General features: G+C 38.4%; 21 protein-coding genes. 1 reads left to right on the top strand and 20 read right to left on the bottom strand.

Annotated features, from left to right (window positions below):
- Nucleotides 1-124: 124 nt before the first annotated feature.
- The 17 genes from NZD88_RS06520 to NZD88_RS06440 form a co-directional block, all read right to left on the bottom strand.
- On the bottom strand, nucleotides 125-1,510 hold the full coding sequence (locus NZD88_RS06520; RefSeq protein ID WP_169235203.1) for an NADH-quinone oxidoreductase subunit N: 1,386 nt from the start codon (nucleotides 1,508-1,510) through the stop codon (nucleotides 125-127).
- A 158-nt stretch (nucleotides 1,511-1,668) separates the two neighbouring features.
- A complete protein-coding gene (locus NZD88_RS06515) occupies nucleotides 1,669-3,162 on the bottom strand; it encodes a complex I subunit 4 family protein (protein WP_259828324.1) in 1,494 nt (497 codons plus the stop codon).
- A complete protein-coding gene (nuoL, locus tag NZD88_RS06510; protein ID WP_259828323.1) occupies nucleotides 3,162-5,075 on the bottom strand; it encodes an NADH-quinone oxidoreductase subunit L in 1,914 nt (637 codons plus the stop codon). The genes NZD88_RS06515 and nuoL overlap by 1 nt, the downstream gene beginning before the upstream one ends.
- 3 nt (nucleotides 5,076-5,078) lie before the next feature.
- Nucleotides 5,079-5,408, bottom strand: a complete 330-nt coding sequence (gene nuoK / locus NZD88_RS06505; protein ID WP_034703571.1) for an NADH-quinone oxidoreductase subunit NuoK — start codon at nucleotides 5,406-5,408, stop codon at nucleotides 5,079-5,081.
- A 4-nt stretch (nucleotides 5,409-5,412) separates the two neighbouring features.
- The gene (locus NZD88_RS06500; protein WP_169235200.1) at nucleotides 5,413-5,910 is read right to left on the bottom strand and encodes an NADH-quinone oxidoreductase subunit J family protein; all 498 of its coding nucleotides are present in this window, start codon (nucleotides 5,908-5,910) and stop codon (nucleotides 5,413-5,415) included.
- A complete protein-coding gene (locus tag NZD88_RS06495) occupies nucleotides 5,910-6,467 on the bottom strand; it encodes a NuoI/complex I 23 kDa subunit family protein (RefSeq protein WP_073331953.1) in 558 nt (185 codons plus the stop codon). Before NZD88_RS06495 ends, NZD88_RS06500 begins: the two co-directional genes overlap by 1 nt.
- 112 nt (nucleotides 6,468-6,579) lie before the next feature.
- The gene (gene nuoH / locus NZD88_RS06490; RefSeq protein ID WP_259828320.1) at nucleotides 6,580-7,644 is read right to left on the bottom strand and encodes an NADH-quinone oxidoreductase subunit NuoH; all 1,065 of its coding nucleotides are present in this window, start codon (nucleotides 7,642-7,644) and stop codon (nucleotides 6,580-6,582) included.
- Nucleotides 7,645-7,735: 91 nt separating this feature from the next.
- Nucleotides 7,736-8,734 (bottom strand): NADH-quinone oxidoreductase subunit G, encoded by a 999-nt coding sequence (locus NZD88_RS06485; protein ID WP_169235198.1) that lies wholly within the window; start codon nucleotides 8,732-8,734, stop codon nucleotides 7,736-7,738.
- A gap of 43 nt (nucleotides 8,735-8,777) precedes the next feature.
- The gene (locus tag NZD88_RS06480) at nucleotides 8,778-9,659 is read right to left on the bottom strand and encodes a hypothetical protein (protein ID WP_259828319.1); all 882 of its coding nucleotides are present in this window, start codon (nucleotides 9,657-9,659) and stop codon (nucleotides 8,778-8,780) included.
- 5 nt (nucleotides 9,660-9,664) lie between these two features.
- Nucleotides 9,665-11,023 carry an NADH-quinone oxidoreductase subunit NuoF gene (gene nuoF / locus NZD88_RS06475; RefSeq protein ID WP_169235195.1) on the bottom strand — a complete coding sequence of 453 codons (1,359 nt, stop codon included), beginning with the start codon at nucleotides 11,021-11,023 and terminating at the stop codon, nucleotides 9,665-9,667.
- Between the two features lie 87 nt (nucleotides 11,024-11,110).
- Nucleotides 11,111-11,620, bottom strand: a complete 510-nt coding sequence (locus NZD88_RS06470; RefSeq protein ID WP_259828318.1) for an NADH-quinone oxidoreductase subunit NuoE family protein — start codon at nucleotides 11,618-11,620, stop codon at nucleotides 11,111-11,113.
- 110 nt (nucleotides 11,621-11,730) lie between these two features.
- Nucleotides 11,731-12,954: an NADH dehydrogenase (quinone) subunit D gene (nuoD, locus tag NZD88_RS06465; protein WP_259828317.1), complete on the bottom strand. Its 1,224-nt coding sequence runs from the start codon at nucleotides 12,952-12,954 to the stop codon at nucleotides 11,731-11,733.
- 71 nt (nucleotides 12,955-13,025) lie between these two features.
- A complete protein-coding gene (locus tag NZD88_RS06460; protein ID WP_259828316.1) occupies nucleotides 13,026-13,520 on the bottom strand; it encodes an NADH-quinone oxidoreductase subunit C in 495 nt (164 codons plus the stop codon).
- Between the two features lie 5 nt (nucleotides 13,521-13,525).
- Nucleotides 13,526-14,086, bottom strand: coding sequence for an NADH-quinone oxidoreductase subunit B (locus NZD88_RS06455; protein WP_259828315.1), 561 nt, complete (start codon nucleotides 14,084-14,086; stop codon nucleotides 13,526-13,528).
- A 94-nt stretch (nucleotides 14,087-14,180) separates the two neighbouring features.
- Nucleotides 14,181-14,552, bottom strand: coding sequence for an NADH-quinone oxidoreductase subunit A (locus tag NZD88_RS06450; protein WP_169235190.1), 372 nt, complete (start codon nucleotides 14,550-14,552; stop codon nucleotides 14,181-14,183).
- A 121-nt stretch (nucleotides 14,553-14,673) separates the two neighbouring features.
- A complete protein-coding gene (locus tag NZD88_RS06445) occupies nucleotides 14,674-14,850 on the bottom strand; it encodes a hypothetical protein (RefSeq protein WP_169235189.1) in 177 nt (58 codons plus the stop codon).
- 152 nt (nucleotides 14,851-15,002) lie between these two features.
- Entirely contained in the window at nucleotides 15,003-16,136 is a 1,134-nt protein-coding gene (locus NZD88_RS06440) for a GNAT family protein (RefSeq protein ID WP_259828314.1), read from the bottom strand.
- Between the two features lie 107 nt (nucleotides 16,137-16,243).
- Here NZD88_RS06440 and NZD88_RS06435 point away from each other — a divergent pair, with 107 nt between their 5' ends.
- Nucleotides 16,244-16,951, top strand: a complete 708-nt coding sequence (locus NZD88_RS06435) for a zinc metallopeptidase (protein WP_259828381.1) — start codon at nucleotides 16,244-16,246, stop codon at nucleotides 16,949-16,951.
- Here the strand turns inward: NZD88_RS06435 and NZD88_RS06430 are convergent.
- The 3 genes from NZD88_RS06430 to NZD88_RS06425 form a co-directional block, all read right to left on the bottom strand.
- The gene (locus NZD88_RS06430) at nucleotides 16,948-17,550 is read right to left on the bottom strand and encodes an IMPACT family protein (RefSeq protein WP_259828313.1); all 603 of its coding nucleotides are present in this window, start codon (nucleotides 17,548-17,550) and stop codon (nucleotides 16,948-16,950) included. The genes NZD88_RS06435 and NZD88_RS06430 overlap by 4 nt on opposite strands.
- Before the next feature lie 78 nt (nucleotides 17,551-17,628).
- Nucleotides 17,629-17,805, bottom strand: coding sequence for a bacteriocin-like protein (locus NZD88_RS21325; protein ID WP_423738654.1), 177 nt, complete (start codon nucleotides 17,803-17,805; stop codon nucleotides 17,629-17,631).
- 239 nt (nucleotides 17,806-18,044) lie between these two features.
- On the bottom strand, nucleotides 18,045-18,227 hold the full coding sequence (locus tag NZD88_RS06425; protein WP_259828312.1) for a bacteriocin-like protein: 183 nt from the start codon (nucleotides 18,225-18,227) through the stop codon (nucleotides 18,045-18,047).
- Between the last annotated feature and the right edge of the window lies 1 nt (nucleotide 18,228).

The following is an 18,228-nucleotide window of genomic DNA, read 5'->3' as shown; positions in this document are numbered from 1 at the left end:
TTTTCCGGGATATTTAATATAAAAACTCTGTGTTTCTAATGGAAATTTTTTCAGCAAGTACCCGGCAACCACAAAAAAAGCACAACTGAAAAGTTGCGCTTTTGTATATTTTGATATTGAGATCTTACAATCCGAACTGTCTTGCAAACAGATCAGGGAAAACACCCAATAGAATAATAGATGCGATTACAAATACCGCTACGATATTGTAAGTAAGCGTTACTTTTTCTGAAGATTTGAATGTAGAATCTTTGAAGAAGAACATAGAAATGATCAGTCTTAAATAATATGCAATAGATACTGCAGAACCTAAAACAGCTACCAATACTAAGAAAACTCCGTGCTTAGAATTCATCGCCTGAGAGAATAAAGCAAATTTCCCCATGAAACCAGCTGTTAACGGAACTCCTGCCATTGAAAGCATAGAGATGGCTGCAACGGTAGCCAATAGAGGCTCAGATTTTGCCAAACCTTTGAAAGCTCCGAAAGAAGTTTCTCTCTTCAGTTTTTCTACATAAATAAGACACATGAAAACACCCACTGTAGATAACGAATAAGCGAATAAATAGAATCCTAAATTATAAGTAGAAAGGCTTGTCATTCCGAAGAATACCAATCCGATGTATCCTGCATGAGAAACGGAAGAGTAGGCCAGCATTCTTTTGGCGTTGGTTTGGGCAAGACCCATAACATTGGCTAAAAGTAATGTGATGATCAGGAATACTCCAAAAACATTAATCCATTGTTCAGTTACTCCTCCAAACCCGATGGTCATTAATCTGAATAAGGCATAGAATCCTGAGATCTTTACCACACTCGCCATAAATGCTGTGATCAGGGAAGGTGAACCCGCATATACATCCGGACTCCACATGTGGAAAGGAGCTAATGCTACTTTGAATGCCAGTGCACAAAGAATAAGCAGAACACCTAAAATGAACATGACATCTTTAGGATTTTTAACTCCAAAATCCTGGATTTTATACAAGTCAAAACTTCCGCTGCTTCCGTAGATAAATGCAATACCGAAAAGTAAGAAACCTGTCGCAAAAGCACCCATCAGGAAATATTTGATTGAAGCTTCGTTTGATCTTAAATCAGTTTTGTTGGCACCTGCCATGACATACAACGGAATGGAAAGAATTTCTACCCCTAAGAAAAGGGTTACTAAATTCTGGAATCCGAAAAGGACGATCCCTCCGCATAATGCAAAAAGCATCAGTGCATATAATTCCGACTGGTGGCTTCTGTGGTTGCTGAACGCAAAACCTCCCAGGAAGAATAACAATAAGGTTGTTACAATAGATATTTTGGTGAATAACGCAGTATTTGCAGTGTATTCATACATGTGTCTGTACTTTTCAAAGAAAGCACATTCAGGTAAGAAACTTACGTATAATGCGATGATCAATCCTAAAATCCCAATGTATCTTGCGAATTTTCCTTGTTCAAAAACTCCTGAAAATAACGCAATAACTGCCGTTAGGAAAACAATAATTAAAACACTCATAATATAGATTTGAGATGTGAGATTTTAAGTTAGAGTGTAAAGTTCAAGGTTTAAAGTTTAAAGTCGGTAGAATGATCTCTTGTCTCTAATCTCCTTGTCTCTTTTCTTTTACTCTTCTATAATCTCTTAATTTTTTAATTTTTAAATCTTTTAATTTCTTAGCTGGCCATCGCTGTATAGATAAACGTCAGCGAACTATTCACCATATCGATTACCGGCTGAGGGAATATCCCCAGCAAGATCACGAAAACCGCTAAACTAGCCAATACAGAGAATTCCACAGCGGATAAATCTTTTGCTGTACTTAAAACGGCTTCGTTTCCTTCACCAAACATTGCTTTTCCATAGAATCTCAACAGGTAAACGGCACAAAGAATGACGGTAAGACCAGCAATTACTGCTGCCAATCCGTTAAAGTCATATACAGATTTCAGCAAAATAAATTCTCCAATGAATCCATTGGTTAATGGAACTCCCATTGAACCTAATATAATGATCAGGAACAACACGGCAAATTTAGGAGCCACTTTCGCTAAACCTCCCATTTGTCTGATGTCTCTTGATTTAAATCTCTTGTATAAAATATCACAACAGTAGAATAATCCCACTACGTTGATACCGTGGGCAAACGTCTGTACCAATCCTCCTTCAGCTCCTTCAATATTGAATGTTCCTCTTAAAGTAATTACTGCAGAAGAGAAGATCCCTGCCACCATCAATCCTACGTGAGAGAAAGAAGAATACGCGATGATTCTCTTCATATCGGTCTGGATGATTGCGATAAGCGCTCCGTGAACAATTCCTACAATAGCCAGAATAATTACAATCTGCCCAGAAATTCCTGCAATAGGAAGCGGAGTGATCGGAAGAAGGTAACGGATAACACCATAGATCGCCATCTTCAGCATGATCCCTGATAAAAGCATGGATCCCTGAGTAGGAGAGTAGGTATAGGTGTCCGGTTGCCAAGTATGGAAAGGGAATACCGGTAATTTCACTGCAAATGCAAAGAAGATAAACCAGAATACCACCGTCTGCTGTGCTTCGTTAAGCTGAGCGTTGTATAGATCTGTTAAAGCGAAAGATGCAGAGTGGTTGTACACATAGATCAATCCGGCTAACATAAATAATGACCCAACGAATGTATAGACGAAGAATTTCGTGGTGAATTCAAATCTTTTATTTTCCTGGCCCCAAAGTCCGGCGATGAACCAGATCGGAATCAAGGTTACTTCCCAGAAAATGTAGAATAACAATCCGTCTAAAGAAGTGAACACGCCTATAAGACCAAACTGCATCAGCAGAATCAGACCGTAGAATGTATTTCTATAGTTGACATTTTCGTTGAAAGATGATAAAATAATAATTGGCGTTAAAATATTGGTCAACAATAATAGAAGCAGACTCATTCCATCTATTCCGAAATGAAGAGAGCTTTTAATAAATTGTGACCAAGGATAATTGATCTCGTGCTGCAATACACTGTCTACCGTGGGATTAAAATCAAAATCCGCTGCGATGTAGAAAGTAATGAGCATTTGGATCAATGCAATTCCTAGCGCCAAATATTTGCTGGATTTATTTTTCCAAGCAAAAACTAATCCCGAACCTACTAGAGGTAATAGTAATAATGTTAATAATAAACCAGACATTATTGTAATATAAAGTTAACAATCAGTATAATTCCCACTGCTAAAGACATGATAAGAATATAAGTCTCCACATTTCCGTTCTGTATACGCTTCATCGCTTTTCCGCTGTCTTCAGCGCCTTCGCCTACGAAGTCTACAAAACGGTCTAAGATCCCTTTATCAAACATCTTTCCTCCGCGTCCTAATCCTTCAACAGTTTTTACAATCAATGCATTGTAAAGTTCGTCTACATATAGTTTTTTAGCAGAAAGCTTTTCCCATCCGGTATAGCTTTCTTCTGCCAGAGCCATCTTTTTCTTTTTTACGTAGGTGTTTTTTACAATAAACCATACGGAGAAGAACATCAGCACTGTGGCTGCTAATAATATCATTTCAGTACCAAACGGAACTCCCGAAAGAGTAGCTTCCATTTGTTTGTAGCTCTGCTCGGTAAGAACAGGTTTCAACCATTCCATCAATTTAGCATAATGACCATGTCCAATGAAGTGAGGAAGATTAATGAAACCTCCAAGCACAGAAAGGATAGCCAGAACAATCAACGGAAGCGTCATGCTGGATGGGCTTTCGTGTAAGTGATGTTTCTGATCTTCTGTACCTCTGAATTCTCCGTGGAATGTCAGGTAATACAGTCTGAACATATAGGTGGCAGTTATTGCCGCTAAAACAAATAAGAACACCCAATAGATTGGATTTTTAGCGAAAGCTGCTACTAAAATTTCGTCTTTAGAGATCATCCCTGATAATAAAGGGAAACCTGAGATCGCTAGTGTTCCGATAAGGAAAGTAGCGTGTGTAATCGGGATGTATTTTTTCAGACCTCCCATGAAACGCATATCCTGTTCGTTGCTCATCGCATGGATCACAGAACCTGCCCCTAAGAATAATAATGCCTTAAAGAATGCGTGAGTCATTACGTGGAACATCGCTGTTGTATACGCTCCCAATCCTAAAGCAATGAACATAAACCCAAGCTGGGAAACGGTAGAGTAAGCCAACACTTTTTTGATGTCGTTCTGACGAAGTGCATAGAATCCTGCCAAAGCAGCCGTTAAGAATCCGATAAATAAAATTCCTCCCTGAACTGTAGGAGCCAAAGTAAATAAGAAGTTTGATCTTACTACCAAATAGATCCCGGCTGTTACCATCGTTGCCGCGTGGATTAACGCTGAAACCGGAGTAGGACCGGCCATCGCATCCGGTAACCATGTATATAAAGGAACCTGAGCCGATTTACCGGTAGCCCCGATAAATAAACTGGCCGTAATAAAGATAATGACGGTTCCGTCTAATTCAAATTTTGAAGCGTTCTGTGCTACGGTAAGGTAATCTACTGCATTGGTCTGAGAAGCGATCATGAAGATCCCGATCAGTAAGGCAAGGTCACCAATTCTGTTCATGATGAAAGCTTTTCTTGCTGCTTTACCATATTCTTCATTGGTATACCAGAATCCGATCAGCAGGTAAGAACAAAGACCTACACCTTCCCATCCGATAAACAGGATCAGGTAGTTGCTTCCCATTACCAGAAGTAACATAGAGAAGATGAAAAGATTCAGATAAGTAAAGAACTTATAGAAACCTTTGTCGTGGCTCATATATCCGATAGAGTATAAATGAATCAGAGAACCGATACCTGTAATGATCATGACCATCATTAATGAAAGCTGATCAATCTGAAATCCTACGTTGATCTGGATCCCGTTTACTGTAAACCACTCAAAAGCTTTTACAATGACAGGCTGACTTTCAGAATCAAATTTCATGAAAAGACTTACTGCGATACAGAAAGATCCGAAAACCATTGCTGTAGCCAGGGAGCCTACGAATATTTTTGGAAGATTTTTCCCGAATAAACCGTTAATAAGAAACCCTAATAGTGGTAAAAGTACTATTGCATACACTAAATTTTCCATTCCTTATCCTCTTAATTTATTAAATATACTTACATCCACAGAACGGGTATTTCTATATAGCATAGCAATAATTGCCAGACCTACCGCTACTTCAGCGGCGGCTACCACCATAATGAAGAAAACTAAAAGCTGTCCGTCTCCGTTTCCTTTGTATGCTGAAAAAGCAGCCAATAAAAGGTTTACAGAATTCAGCATAAGCTCTACACAGCCCAAAATAACAATAGCGTTTTTTCTCAACAATACTCCCAATACTCCCAAACAGAACAATACTGAAGAAAGAATGATGAAATAGTTAAGAGGGACGCTTTGTATAAATGTATTTACTTCTCCCATAATTTTATAAATCTTTTTTACCGATTAATACCGCACCTACAATACCTGCCAAAATTAGGATGGATGCAAGTTCAAACGGTAAAACATATTGATTAAACAAAAGTCTGCCCAGATTTTTAGTAAGACCCACACCCTTGTCTACATTTTCCAATACAATGTGGTTATCGGTTACTCCTCTGAATACGCCTAAAACTCCAATTAATAAAAGACCGGCTGTAAAAACTCCAACAAATTTTAAAGTATTGTTCTTCTTACTTTCGTCTTGTTTATTAAGGTTAAGCATCATCAGGATATAAAGGAATAATACCATGATGGCTCCTGCATACACTATGATCTGAATGATGGCAAGGAATTGTGCATTCAGAAGAATGTACATTCCGGCAATTGAAAACATCGTAACAATTAATGACAAAATAGCATAGAGAGGATTTCTTGCAAATACAAAATACACTGCACTAGCTACTGCTAAAAACGCTACCAAGAAAAATAAAAACTGATCCATTATTTTACCGCATTTTTTTGTTTCTCGGATTGTCTTGTCGTAATATCAATCCTTTCATTTATTTTTTCAACCAATTTATCTTTTCCATAGATGAAAGAGCCTCTGTTGGTTTCTACATCCACTAATCTGTCTGTAAGATAAATTGCAGACTTAGGACAAGCTTCTTCACACATCCCACAGAAAATACATCTCAGCATATTGATTTCATATACCGATGCATATTTTTCTTCTCTGTAAAGACCTTTTTCCTCCTTCGTTCTTTCTGCGGCAGTCATCGTAATGGCTTCAGCAGGACAGGCTACGGCACAAAGTCCACAGGCTGTACATCTTTCTCTGCCTTCTTCGTCTCTTTTGAGAACGTGATGACCTCTCCAGATGGAAGCTCTTGGTTTCTGTACTTCCGGATATGAATATACTGCCGGAGCACCTTTTATCACGGTTCTTACAGCATGCTTAAATGTAATCCCCATCCCGGTAAAAATAGCAGGAAGGTAGATTTTTTCAGCAAGGGTCATTTCTTTGTTGGAAACAACTTTTGATCTGTTTGTAAGTTTCATTTAATTATGGATGTTAGATGTTAGACGTTAGATGTTAGAAGATGGAAGTGGGTGTTTATTTCCCGCATCACCATATTATCACATCATCACATCATCTCATTTTTAAATTATTCTAGTTGGCAAATGCTAAAATCACAGCACCTGTAATCAATAGATTGACTAATGCCATTGGGATCAGGGTTTTCCATCCTAAGTGCATCAATTGGTCATATCTAAATCTTGGAAGCGTCCATCTGATCCACATAAAGATCAGAATTCCGATTACCGTTTTTGTTAAGAATGCTACGATACTCAAAATTCCTGCAGCATTTTCACCCCAGTTCTGAGTTACCCATTCAATTCCAGGATAGTTATACCCACCGAAGAAAAGAACGACCATGAAAGCATTGGAGATAAACATGTTCACATATTCACCGAACATATACAATCCTAATTTCATGGAAGAATATTCCGTAGAATATCCTGTTACCAGTTCAGATTCACACTCAGGTAAATCAAAAGGGTGTCTGTTGGTTTCTGCCAAGGCAGCTACAAAGAATACAAGGAAAGCAACTGGCTGGTAGAAAATATTCCAGTTCATCCCGGAAACCCATGGAATAACTCCCCATAGTTTTCCACCGGTTTGACTTTCAGTAATTTCTTTTAAATCCAAACTTCCTGTCATCATAATGATAGAAAGCAATGCTAATCCCATCGCCAATTCGTAAGAGATCATCTGTGAAGAAGCACGTATAGCACCTAATAATGAATATTTGTTGTTCGAAGCCCAACCTCCGATCATGATTCCGTATACGCCAATGGAAGCCATTCCGATGATGAAAAGTACTCCAACATCAATATTTGCTACCTGCAAATCATAAGAAACTCCACCGAAATTCAAGGTTTTACCCCAAGGAATAACCGCTCCTGTGATCAATGAAATAAACATTACCAAAGCCGGTCCCAATACGAAAAGAAACTTTTCAGCATTGGCAGGGGTAAAATCTTCCTTAAAGAAAAACTTTCCACCATCGGCCAGAGGCTGCAGTAATCCGAAAGGTCCGGCTCTGTTGGGTCCAATTCTATCCTGCATGATTGAGGCCACTTTTCTTTCTGCCCAGGTAGAGTAGGCCGCTATCGTTAAAGACAGCAGGAAAAGTGCCAGTACAAGTATAAGTTTAAATGTTAGTAAATCCATTTTATTTTTATAGATGTTAGATATGAGATGTCAGATGCTGGATGTCAGATATAGTCTGAAGTCTGTTGTCTGAGATCTGATGTCTTATTAATTATTTTTCGTCTTTTTCACTGATTTCTTTCGCCATAGGATTGTCTAATACTCTTAGCTCATCCTTAGGTTTTTCGTAGTGGTTCAATGAAATCACAGAATGTCTGTCGATATGTCTAGGTCCTTCAATATTCCAGTCGGACAATTCTTTTCTTTCGAAACGACACGTATCGCAGATGAACTCTTCAACTTCACCCCACTGGTCTTTTCTGGCAGTGACTCTTACAATCTCATCACCTTTCATCCAAACTACAGCTTTTCCTGAACATTTTCCACATTTACAAGATGCATTCATTGGTTTTGTAAACCAAACTCTGCTTGCAAAACGGGAGGTTCTGTCTGTTAATGCTCCCACCGGGCAAACATCAATAATGTTTCCGATGAAGTCATTATCCAAAGCTTTATTTAAATAAGTTGAAATTTCAGCGTGATCTCCTCTGAAAAGAATTCCGTGCTCTCTTGAATCCGTCAGCTGATTGGCTGTCAGTACGCATCTTGCACAAAGAATACAACGGTTCATATTCAACTTGATATTCGGACCAAGATCGTCTGCTTCGTACGTATTTCTTTCAAATTCTGTTCTGGTCTCAAGGTTTCCGTGCTCATAGCCAAGATCCTGAAGGTGACATTCCCCGGCCTGGTCGCAAACGGGGCAATCCAGCGGGTGATTCACCAATAAGAATTCGGTAACAGCTTTTCTACCTTCCTGAGCTTTTTCAGACGAAAGGTTTTTCACTTCCATACCGTCCATTACGTTAGTTCTGCAACTAGCAACTAATTTTGGCATAGGGCGAGGATCTGCTTCTGATCCTTTCGAAACTTCGACTAAGCAAGTTCTACATCTCCCTCCACTGGTTTCCAATTTGCTGTAATAGCACATTGCAGGAGGTACAGATTTTCCACCGATTTGTCTGGCAGCTTCCAAAATAGAAGTCCCAGGCAAAACTTCAGTAGTCTGTCCGTCTATAGTTATTTTGAATTTTTTAACCTCTTCGCTCATATTCTATGCTTTCGCTTATGCTTTTAAGGCGTTAAGCTCTATTTTAATTATACTTCTTCGTGTTAAATGTATACCCGACTCCAGCAAGGACCTGCCCGAAAACAAAATCCTGACGTGCTTTATCCGGTTTATTATTCAATGTAGTCTTGATATCCCACATGTTGATATATCCGGCTTTAGCCTCTGCTCTGATCATCCAGTTTTTCCAGAAAACCATGTTAAGGCTGGTTCTAAGGTCGGTTCCCATACCTGCAACGTGAAAACGGTCACTTCTTTCATTTCCAAAAAGTTTGATATTACTTTTAGGAAACATCACCCCGATTCCTGCTCCGTAAGACCATACTAAATCTATATTTTTCTTATGAATAAGATTTTTGTATTTCTCAAGACCTAAATTTTCATAATTAAGTCCGTCTGTATGCTCGAAAGTTAAGAACTGGGTATCTGCTAAATTCACCTGTCCGTTCTGTACCATCCCTGCATATTTAGGATCTGAAATTGTTCCTGAAAAGCCAGCCGTCTGGTCCTGTTTCATTACATATTTCATATGATCGATTCCTAAAACTAGGGCTAAGTTATCTTTTATAAAATATCCCAGTCTGAAGTTATACTGCGTTACGGTAAACCAGCTTGGATCAATATAAACGATTCCAAATTTGGTAGGTTTATCTCTTGCCTGCACATTATTCAGCTGAAAATCGTAGCCGTTTCCTGTGAAATGGATATCAGAATTGCTGAAAGCCCCTCTGTTCCATCCGTAAAAAACAAACACCTGACCTTTTTTGCTTAGTGGTAAAGGCTTTTCTTTTTTTTCAGCTTTATATGGAATTACCTCCAGTTTATATTCTTTGTCTAATGTATCTTTTTTAACTTGCCCGAAAGCAAAACCCGACATCATTAAGCCAACAACTAATAACTTCTTCATTTCAGCTATGCATTTTTTTCAACAGCAGGAATAGGATCTGCATAATGTGCCAATCCATAATTTTGTGTCTGAGACAATTCAGGATTTTTTACATGCCATTCGAACTCGTCTCTAAAGTGACGAATTGCTGCTGCAACAGGCCAGGCTGCTGCATCACCTAATGGACAGATGGTATTTCCTTCAATTTTTCTCTGTATATCCCAAAGAAGGTCGATGTCTTCCATTTTTCCTTCTCCTTTTTCTATCTTCTTCAAGATTTTATGCATCCATCCCGTTCCTTCACGGCAAGGCGTACACTGTCCACAACTTTCGTGATGATAAAATCTCGCCAACGTCATGGTATGTTCTACGATACACTGGTCTTCATCTAAAACAATGAAACCTCCTGAACCCATCATTGTTCCGGTAGCGAAACCACCATCAGCTAATGATTCATAGTTCATGTATCTAGGTTCTCCGTTTACGGTTCTCAATAATAAATTAGCAGGAACAATAGGAACGGAGCTTCCTCCAGGAATACAAGCCTTTAGCTTCTTTCCGTTAGCAATACCACCGCAGTATTCATCAGAATAGATAAATTCTTCAACAGTAATGGTCATATCAATTTCGTAAACTCCGGGTTTGTTGATGTTTCCACAAGCCGAAATCAATTTCGTTCCTGTAGATCTTCCTACCCCGATTTTAGCGTATTCAGCTCCAGTGATATCAATGATCGGAACGATGGCTGCGATAGATTCCACGTTGTTTACTACCGTTGGTCTTTCCCAAAGTCCTTTTACAGCTGGGAATGGCGGTTTTAATCTTGGATTTCCTCTTTTACCTTCAAGGGATTCAAGCAATGCAGTCTCTTCACCACAGATATAAGCTCCTCCTCCTCTCTGAACATAAATTTCACAGTCGAAACCGGTTCCTAAAATATTTTTACCTAAAAATCCTGCTGCTTTAGCTTCTTCAATAGCTTCTTCCAAAATATCTGGAATCCATGAGTATTCTCCACGGATATAGATATAAGAAACATTTGAACCTAAAGTAAAAGATGAAATAAGCATTCCTTCAATCAGTAAATGAGGAAGGAATTCCATCAGATACCTGTCTTTAAAAGTTCCGGGCTCAGATTCATCAGCATTCACTACAAGGTGTCTCGGTACGCCTTCCGGTTTTGCCAGAAAGCTCCATTTCATCCCTGTTGGGAATCCTGCTCCACCACGTCCACGAAGTCCTGAAGCTTTTACTTCTTCAAGAATTTCGTCAGGTGTCATTTTCAAGGCTTTTTCAGCTGCAGTATAACCTCCCTGTTTACGGTAAGTTTCAAAGTAGCGAATACCTTCTATATGTGCGTCTTTAAGTAAAAGTTTTTTACTCATTTTTATATGCTTTTAGCGAATGGCTTTTACACTTCGACAAGCTCAGTGTGACAGCTTTGCGCCTTTTTTAATTAATTTAAAATTTATTTAGCCCAAATCAACCTGTCCTTCTCTACAAAGATCCAGAATTTCGTCAACTTTCTCTATTGTTAAATTTTCATGAAAGAATTTTCCAAGCTGTAACATGGGTGCGTATCCGCATGCTCCAAGACATTCAGCAGGCTTTAAAGTAAACATACCGTCTTCGGTAGTTTCCCCGTCTTTAATATTCAGTTTGGTTCTGATATGATCAAGGATTTTTTCGCTTCCGCACACCATACATGGTCCGGTTCTGCATACTTCCAAAACATATTTACCAACCGGCTTCATGTTGAACATGGTATAAAAAGTAGCTACTTCATATACTTCAATTGGCTTAATACTTAATAATTCAGCAACATAATCCATTACAGGAACGTCTAACCATCCTCCGAATTCTTTCTGTGCAATGTGTAGAACAGGAAGAAGAGCAGATTTTTGTCTACCTTCAGGATATCTTGCGATAATTTTGTGTACCTGTGCTAAACTTTCCGGTTTAAAAGCTATTGTTTCGCTCATTTTATTTTGTTGTAAAATGTAAAATGTACATTGTACAAAGTACAAAGTATTTATTATCTGTTTATATTTTTAAGTACATTGTACATCCTACATTGTACTTTTTACAATTTTTATGCGTCTAATTCTCCCGCAATAATATTCATACTACACATCGTTACGATCGCATCTGAAATCACAGAACCTGTGATCATTTCAGGATATGCCTGGTAATAGATGAAGCATGGTCTTCTGAAGTGAAGTCTGTAAGGGCTTCTTCCTCCGTCGCTCACCAAATAGAATCCTAATTCTCCGTTTCCACCTTCTACTGCGTGGTAAACTTCTCCTTTAGGTACATCGGTTTCTCCCATTACAATTTTGAAATGGTAGATCAAAGCTTCCATTTTCTTGTAAACATCTGCCTTTTCAGGAAGATAGAAATCAGGAACATCCGCGTGGAATGGTCCTTCAGGAAGATTGTCGTATGCTTGTTTGATAATTTTAAGGGATTCCCAGATTTCCTGCTGACGAACCATGAAACGGTCGTACGTATCACCTGCAGTTCCTACCGGAATGATGAAGTCGAAATCTTCGTAAGAAGAATAAGGCTGTGCCACTCTCACGTCATAATCTACTCCTGCTGCACGTAGGTTTGGACCTGTAAAACCATAGCTTAATGCTCTTTCAGCAGAAATAGCTCCTGCTCCGATGGTTCTGTCCATGAAAATTCTGTTTCTTTCCAACAGGGTGCCGAATTCTTTAAATCTTGCCGGGAAGGTTTTTAAGAAGTCTTGTAATAACTCATGGAATTTCGGGGTGAAATCTCTTTCAAAACCTCCGATTCTTCCCATATTGGTGGTCATCCTTGCCCCGCAAATCTGCTCGTACATATCATAAATACGTTCTCTTTCGATAAACATATAAGTAAGACCTGTAATAGCTCCTGCATCCATTCCGGTTACTCCGTTACAGATCAGGTGATCACCGATTCTGGCCAATTCCATCAAAATAACGCGCATATAATCTACACGCTTTGGAACTTGTACACCAATCAGCTTTTCTACTGTCATGTGCCAACCCAGATTGTTGATAGGTGCAGAACAGTAATTCATACGGTCGGTAAGGGTTGTGATCTGAGCATAATTTCTTTTTTCAGAAATCTTTTCAAATGCTCTGTGGATGTATCCTACCGTCTGTTCCGCATGAAGAATTCTTTCTCCATCCATCGTTAAGATGTTTTGGAAGATTCCGTGTGTGGCAGGGTGGGTAGGTCCTAAATTGAGGGTATACAGCTGCCCGTCAATTTGCTCCTTACTTTCGTACTGGTTAAGTATATTAGATAATGAGTTATCTTTCATAATATATAATTGATATTGATAGGTGATAATTAATCATTGATCAATCATCATTAATCATTTATATTTCTATTTTATCTTCCGAACATGCTATCGTTCTTATCCGTTCTGGTACCATCTTCAAGGCGATATTCCTTCAGCATCGGGTGGTATCCGAGATCTTCCATATTCAGGATAGCTCTCAGGTCAGGATGTCCTTTAAATTTAATTCCGTAGAAATCAAACGTTTCTCTTTCCATCCAGTTGGCCCCTGCAAATAATTCTACAAGAGAATCCACTTCAATATTTTCTCTGGACATAAAGATTTTCAGACGTAATCTGAAATTGGCCATCATGTTGTGCAGGTGATACACTACACCTATTTCCTTGTCCGGAAATTCAGGGTAATGAATCCCGCAGATATCGGTAAGGAAATTAAATTCCAGTGATGAATCTCTCAGGTAGTGAATGATCTTTTTGATATCTTCTTTCTTCACTTCAACCGTCAACATTCCATAAGGTTCTGAGCTTGAAATAACAGAATCCGGAAATTCTCTTGTGATGGCTTCTAATACAAATTCGTTCGTCATTTCCGTTAGTTGCTTATGTTGTAAGAATCTAGTAATTTCTGGTATTCAGGCATATCTCTTCTTCTGATGCTTTCGCTTTCTGAAAGAGCCTGAACCTGCATTACGCCTTCAATGATCTGCTCCGGTCTTGGAGGACATCCCGGAACGTAAACGTCAACCGGAATAATTTTATCAATTCCCTGTAATACAGAGTAGGTGTCAAAAATACCACCACTGGAAGCACAAGCTCCAACAGCAACCACCCATTTTGGCTCTGCCATCTGAGTGTAAACTTCTTTCAGGACGGGTCCTAATTTTTTAGATATCGTTCCGCAAACCATCAACATATCTGCCTGTCTTGGGGAGAAAGAGTTTCTTTCCATACCAAATCTTGAGGCATCATATGTGGGGTTCAGGGTAGCCATAAACTCGATACCACAACAAGAAGTAGCAAAGGGTAACGGCCAAAGAGAAAATTTTCTAGCCATCCCGATTACACTGCTCAGTTTCGTTGCGAAAAACCCTTCTCCTTCAAATCCTTCGGGAGCAGGTGCATCTGTTCTTATTACTGGTTTGTTATCTGACATTTTGTAATGATTTTAGATTTTAAATTTTAGATTTTAAATTAATTCAATTCAAAACCATTATCTAAAATTTTTAATTTAAAATTTATAATTCTATTTATTTATCCCAATCTAATGCACCGCGCTTCCAAACATAGAAAAACGCCATGAAGAAGATCGCCACGAACATCAATACGGCCAGGAATCCTTCTACTCCGAATTCTCTGAAGTTAACCGCATATGGGTAAAAAAATACGATTTCAATATCGAATAGTACGAACAATACCGCAGTCAGGAAGTATTTAATAGAAAACGGTGTTCTCGCATTTCCCTCCACGGGAATTCCACATTCCCAGCTTTGGTTTTTCACAGAATTTCCTTTCTTCTGTTTCGGTCCCAGAAAATGTGCTCCAAGCAAAGAAACGGCTACAAATGCCATCGCTACACCTGCTTGGATAAGGATTGGAATATAACTTTCAGGTAAATTCATTTTTGCATTATTATCTCAATTTGCAAATTTAGCGAATAAACAATAAAGCATGAAATTAATAAGCTTAAAAGTGGGATGAAAATGGGGAAAAGCGGTAATTTAGAATCAATAAAAATAGTACTTATTTCTTCATTTTTTTGAGGAGAGAGTAGGCCATGAATGAAATATATCCGAAAAGAATACTTGCCAACATTATGTTAACTACCGTATTCATTCTATCATCTTCGATCTGAAAAAAGAAGTTATAAGCGATAAATGCTGCGATCAGAACAGCGAAAACAATGAGATGTGGTTTCATGGGTTGTGGAATACGGGGTTAGAGATTCGGGTTTCAGAGTGTGGAGTGAGTGGTGTAAGATCCAGGGTTTATTTTTTTTGTGTAAAATATGAGTTATTAGTTGCCGGTTTAAAATAAGTCACGAATAACTCATACTTGTGAATCGTCAATGATCAATCCTTATTGATCGTTAATGAATACGTTCTTCTTCTCTTGTGGTTCACCGGATTGTAGTCCTGCCAAAGAACCTGGACACTTTTGTTTTCTTCAAGCTCAGGATTGGTTTCGGCAAAATCGATTCCCATACTGGTAAAACGTACAAAAATCTCTTTAAATATAATGGCTGTTACTCCACGTCTCTGGTATTCAGGGTGAATTCCGATCAGGTAGAAATTAGCGCGGTCGTTTTTCTTCCCGGCCTGCAAGAAGTGCCACCATCCGAAAGGAAAGAGTTTTCCTTTTGATTTCTGTAAGGCCTTTGAATAAGAAGGCATTGTAATGGCAAAAGAAACGAGCTCGTTGTTTTCGTCTACAACGCAGATCACATAGTTCTTATCTATAAAAGGGAAATATTTTTCTCTGTAGGTCTGTATCTGTTCGTCCGAAATAGGAGTGTAGGTAGAAAGGTGTTTGTATGTTTCATCAAGCAGCTTAAACATAGGTTTCACAAACGGTAGGATTTCCTGTTTTGACTTGAAATTGAGAACTTTAAGTTTGTATTTTTGAGCAATTAATCCACTGAATTTTTCTACTTTTTCAGGTAATATTTTCGGGAAGTTCATTTCATATTCCACCCATTCCTTTTCTTTGGTAAGTCCCAGTTCTTCCAGGTGTTTAGGGTAGTATTCATGGTTATAGATCCCAATCATAGTAGCCAGTTTATCAAATCCCATGGTCAGCATTCCTGCCTTGTCCAGATTGGTGAAGCCCATTGGTCCTTCGATCTTGTCTATATTGTTTTCTTTGGCGTAGTCTATTGCTTTCTGAATCAAAGCTTTAGAAACTTGTTTGTCATCAATAAAATCAATCCACCCGAAACGTACTTTTCTGATCCCTAATTCCTTTTCTTCCTTATGGTTGATGATCACAGCGATTCTTCCCACTACTTTGTTATCTTTTAATGCCAGAAACTGTCTGGATTTTGAATAATTTAAAGCAGGATTTTCTTTTACATCCCAAATTTTAAATTCGTCTTTGATAAAAGAAGGAACGTAATATGGGTTGTTTTTATAAAGATCCATTGGAAACCTTACGAATTGTTTTAATTCGCTTTGGTTTTTGACTTCAATAACTGAAACTTCAGACATAATTAGAGGGTAATTAAAGGGCAAATATAAATAATAAAATGTAATACTTTGGCACAGTTTTTACATCATTATGCTTAAAATTTAAACACAAAAATCTATATAAAATGATGAGTTATTATATTATTATTGGTATTTCAATGTTGGTGAGCTGGTGGGTTTCATCAAGGTTGAAATCAAAATTTGAATATTATTCCAATGTACATCTCAGAAATGGTTTATCGGGTAAAGAAGTGGCGGAAAAAATGCTTAGGGATAATGGGATCAATGATGTACAGGTAATTTCAGTTCCCGGTCAACTGACGGACCACTATAATCCGGCAGACAAAACAGTCAATCTTTCCGAAGGAGTCTATATGCAGAGAAATGCGGCAGCAGCAGCAGTGGCAGCCCACGAATGCGGACATGCAGTACAGCATGCTGTAGGGTATTCGATGCTGAATCTGCGTTCAAAATTGGTTCCTGTAGTCAATATAACTTCTAATTTAATGCAGTTCGTTCTGATCGCAGGTATCGGAATCATGGCAGCCACAAGATCCATTGAAGATCCAAATGGAAATACAGCTGTTTTGGCGATTGGAGTGGCGATGTTTGCAATGACGACGCTTTTTGCTTTTGTAACGCTTCCGGTGGAATATGACGCGAGTAACAGAGCGATGAAATGGCTTAAAGATACAGGCACGGTTACTCAGGAAGAATTTGTAGGTGTACAGGACAGTTTGAAATGGGCAGCAAGAACCTATGTTGTGGCAGCCATCGGGTCTTTGGCACAACTCCTGTATTGGGGTTCTTTGCTTTTAGGCGGAAGAAGAAATTAATCTTTAAATTCAAATGAAATATACTGCATCTCGGATAATTTATCTGAGATGCTTTCTTTTTGTGCCAATTTTAAAGAGGCGGTAAGAATGCAGTTTTCATTGGCATCGAAATGTAAAACTTTAGCATCAAACTTAGAAAGTAAGGTGAAGATGGTATTCTGCTGATTAAAATTAAACTGGATCTCAATTTCTGCTTCAAGTTCTCTGGTGATGATGTTAGCTTCTTCCAGAGTGATTTTTGCACATTCTTTATAGGCTTTTACCAGACCTGAAACGCCGAGTTTTGTTCCTCCATAATAACGGACTGAAATAACGAGAACGTTGGTGATCTCATGAGCTAAAAGCTGATTGTAGATGGGAAGTCCTGCACTTCCTGACGGTTCTCCATCATCATTGGCCCGGTAATTTTCCCCTTCCAGACCCATTCTGAAAGCGTAACAGTGGTGGGTTGCTTTTGGATGTTCTGTCCTGACTTTCTCCAATGCCCCTTTCAGTTCCTTTTCATTATTGACGGGAAATGCAAATCCGATGAACTTGCTTCCTTTTTCTTTCAATAAAGTGTTTTCTATGGGTTTTTCTATGGTTTTGTATTCGAACATACCGCTCAGTAACTTTTGAGCTGCAAATTTACGGTTTATATATTGATAAAAAAAAGAGCGTTTCCGCTCCTTCATATTTTAAATACATAGTGTACCATTAGGTTTACAGACTTCACTGGCGTCTGTAGGAACGCATCTGAAGTATCCGGGTCTGCAAGGGCAAAAGTAAGTGCCATTTGCTAAATAGTAACATCCCTGGATTCCACCTTGAATAGATTTTAATTCTCTGTTTGATAGTTTTCTTAAATTTTTCATGGTTATATTGGATTTTAATGGTTTTAGTTGAATAAAAAGGTAAGCAATTAAATCCAATAAAATGAAAATATCAAAAAAAAAATTATTATGTTAAGTTTTTGATTGTTATGTTTTTATGGTTGTTCTTTTTGTATGATTGACCGTAAAAATAAGGTGTATATATTGCAAATAATGATCAAAAAAGAAGCCCTCAAAATTTTGAAGGCTTCCTATATTTTTTTGATTTTTATACTTAATGACTATATCCCTGTTCCGCAAAGATCCATTGGAATCAGGCACATATAGCTTGTAGGACCACAAAAATCCTGAGGACATCTATCTCTACATCTGGTAGGTTCACCGTTAGGTAGGGTACAATTTACAAATGCGCCACCTGTAATGCTTTTTAAACCGATTCTTGAGATTTTTTTTAAACTTTTCATA

It is taken from the genome of Chryseobacterium pyrolae, assembly GCF_025153485.1.
GTDB lineage: Bacteria > Bacteroidota > Bacteroidia > Flavobacteriales > Weeksellaceae > Chryseobacterium > Chryseobacterium antibioticum.
This window is presented reverse-complemented; position numbering and strand designations above follow the sequence as displayed.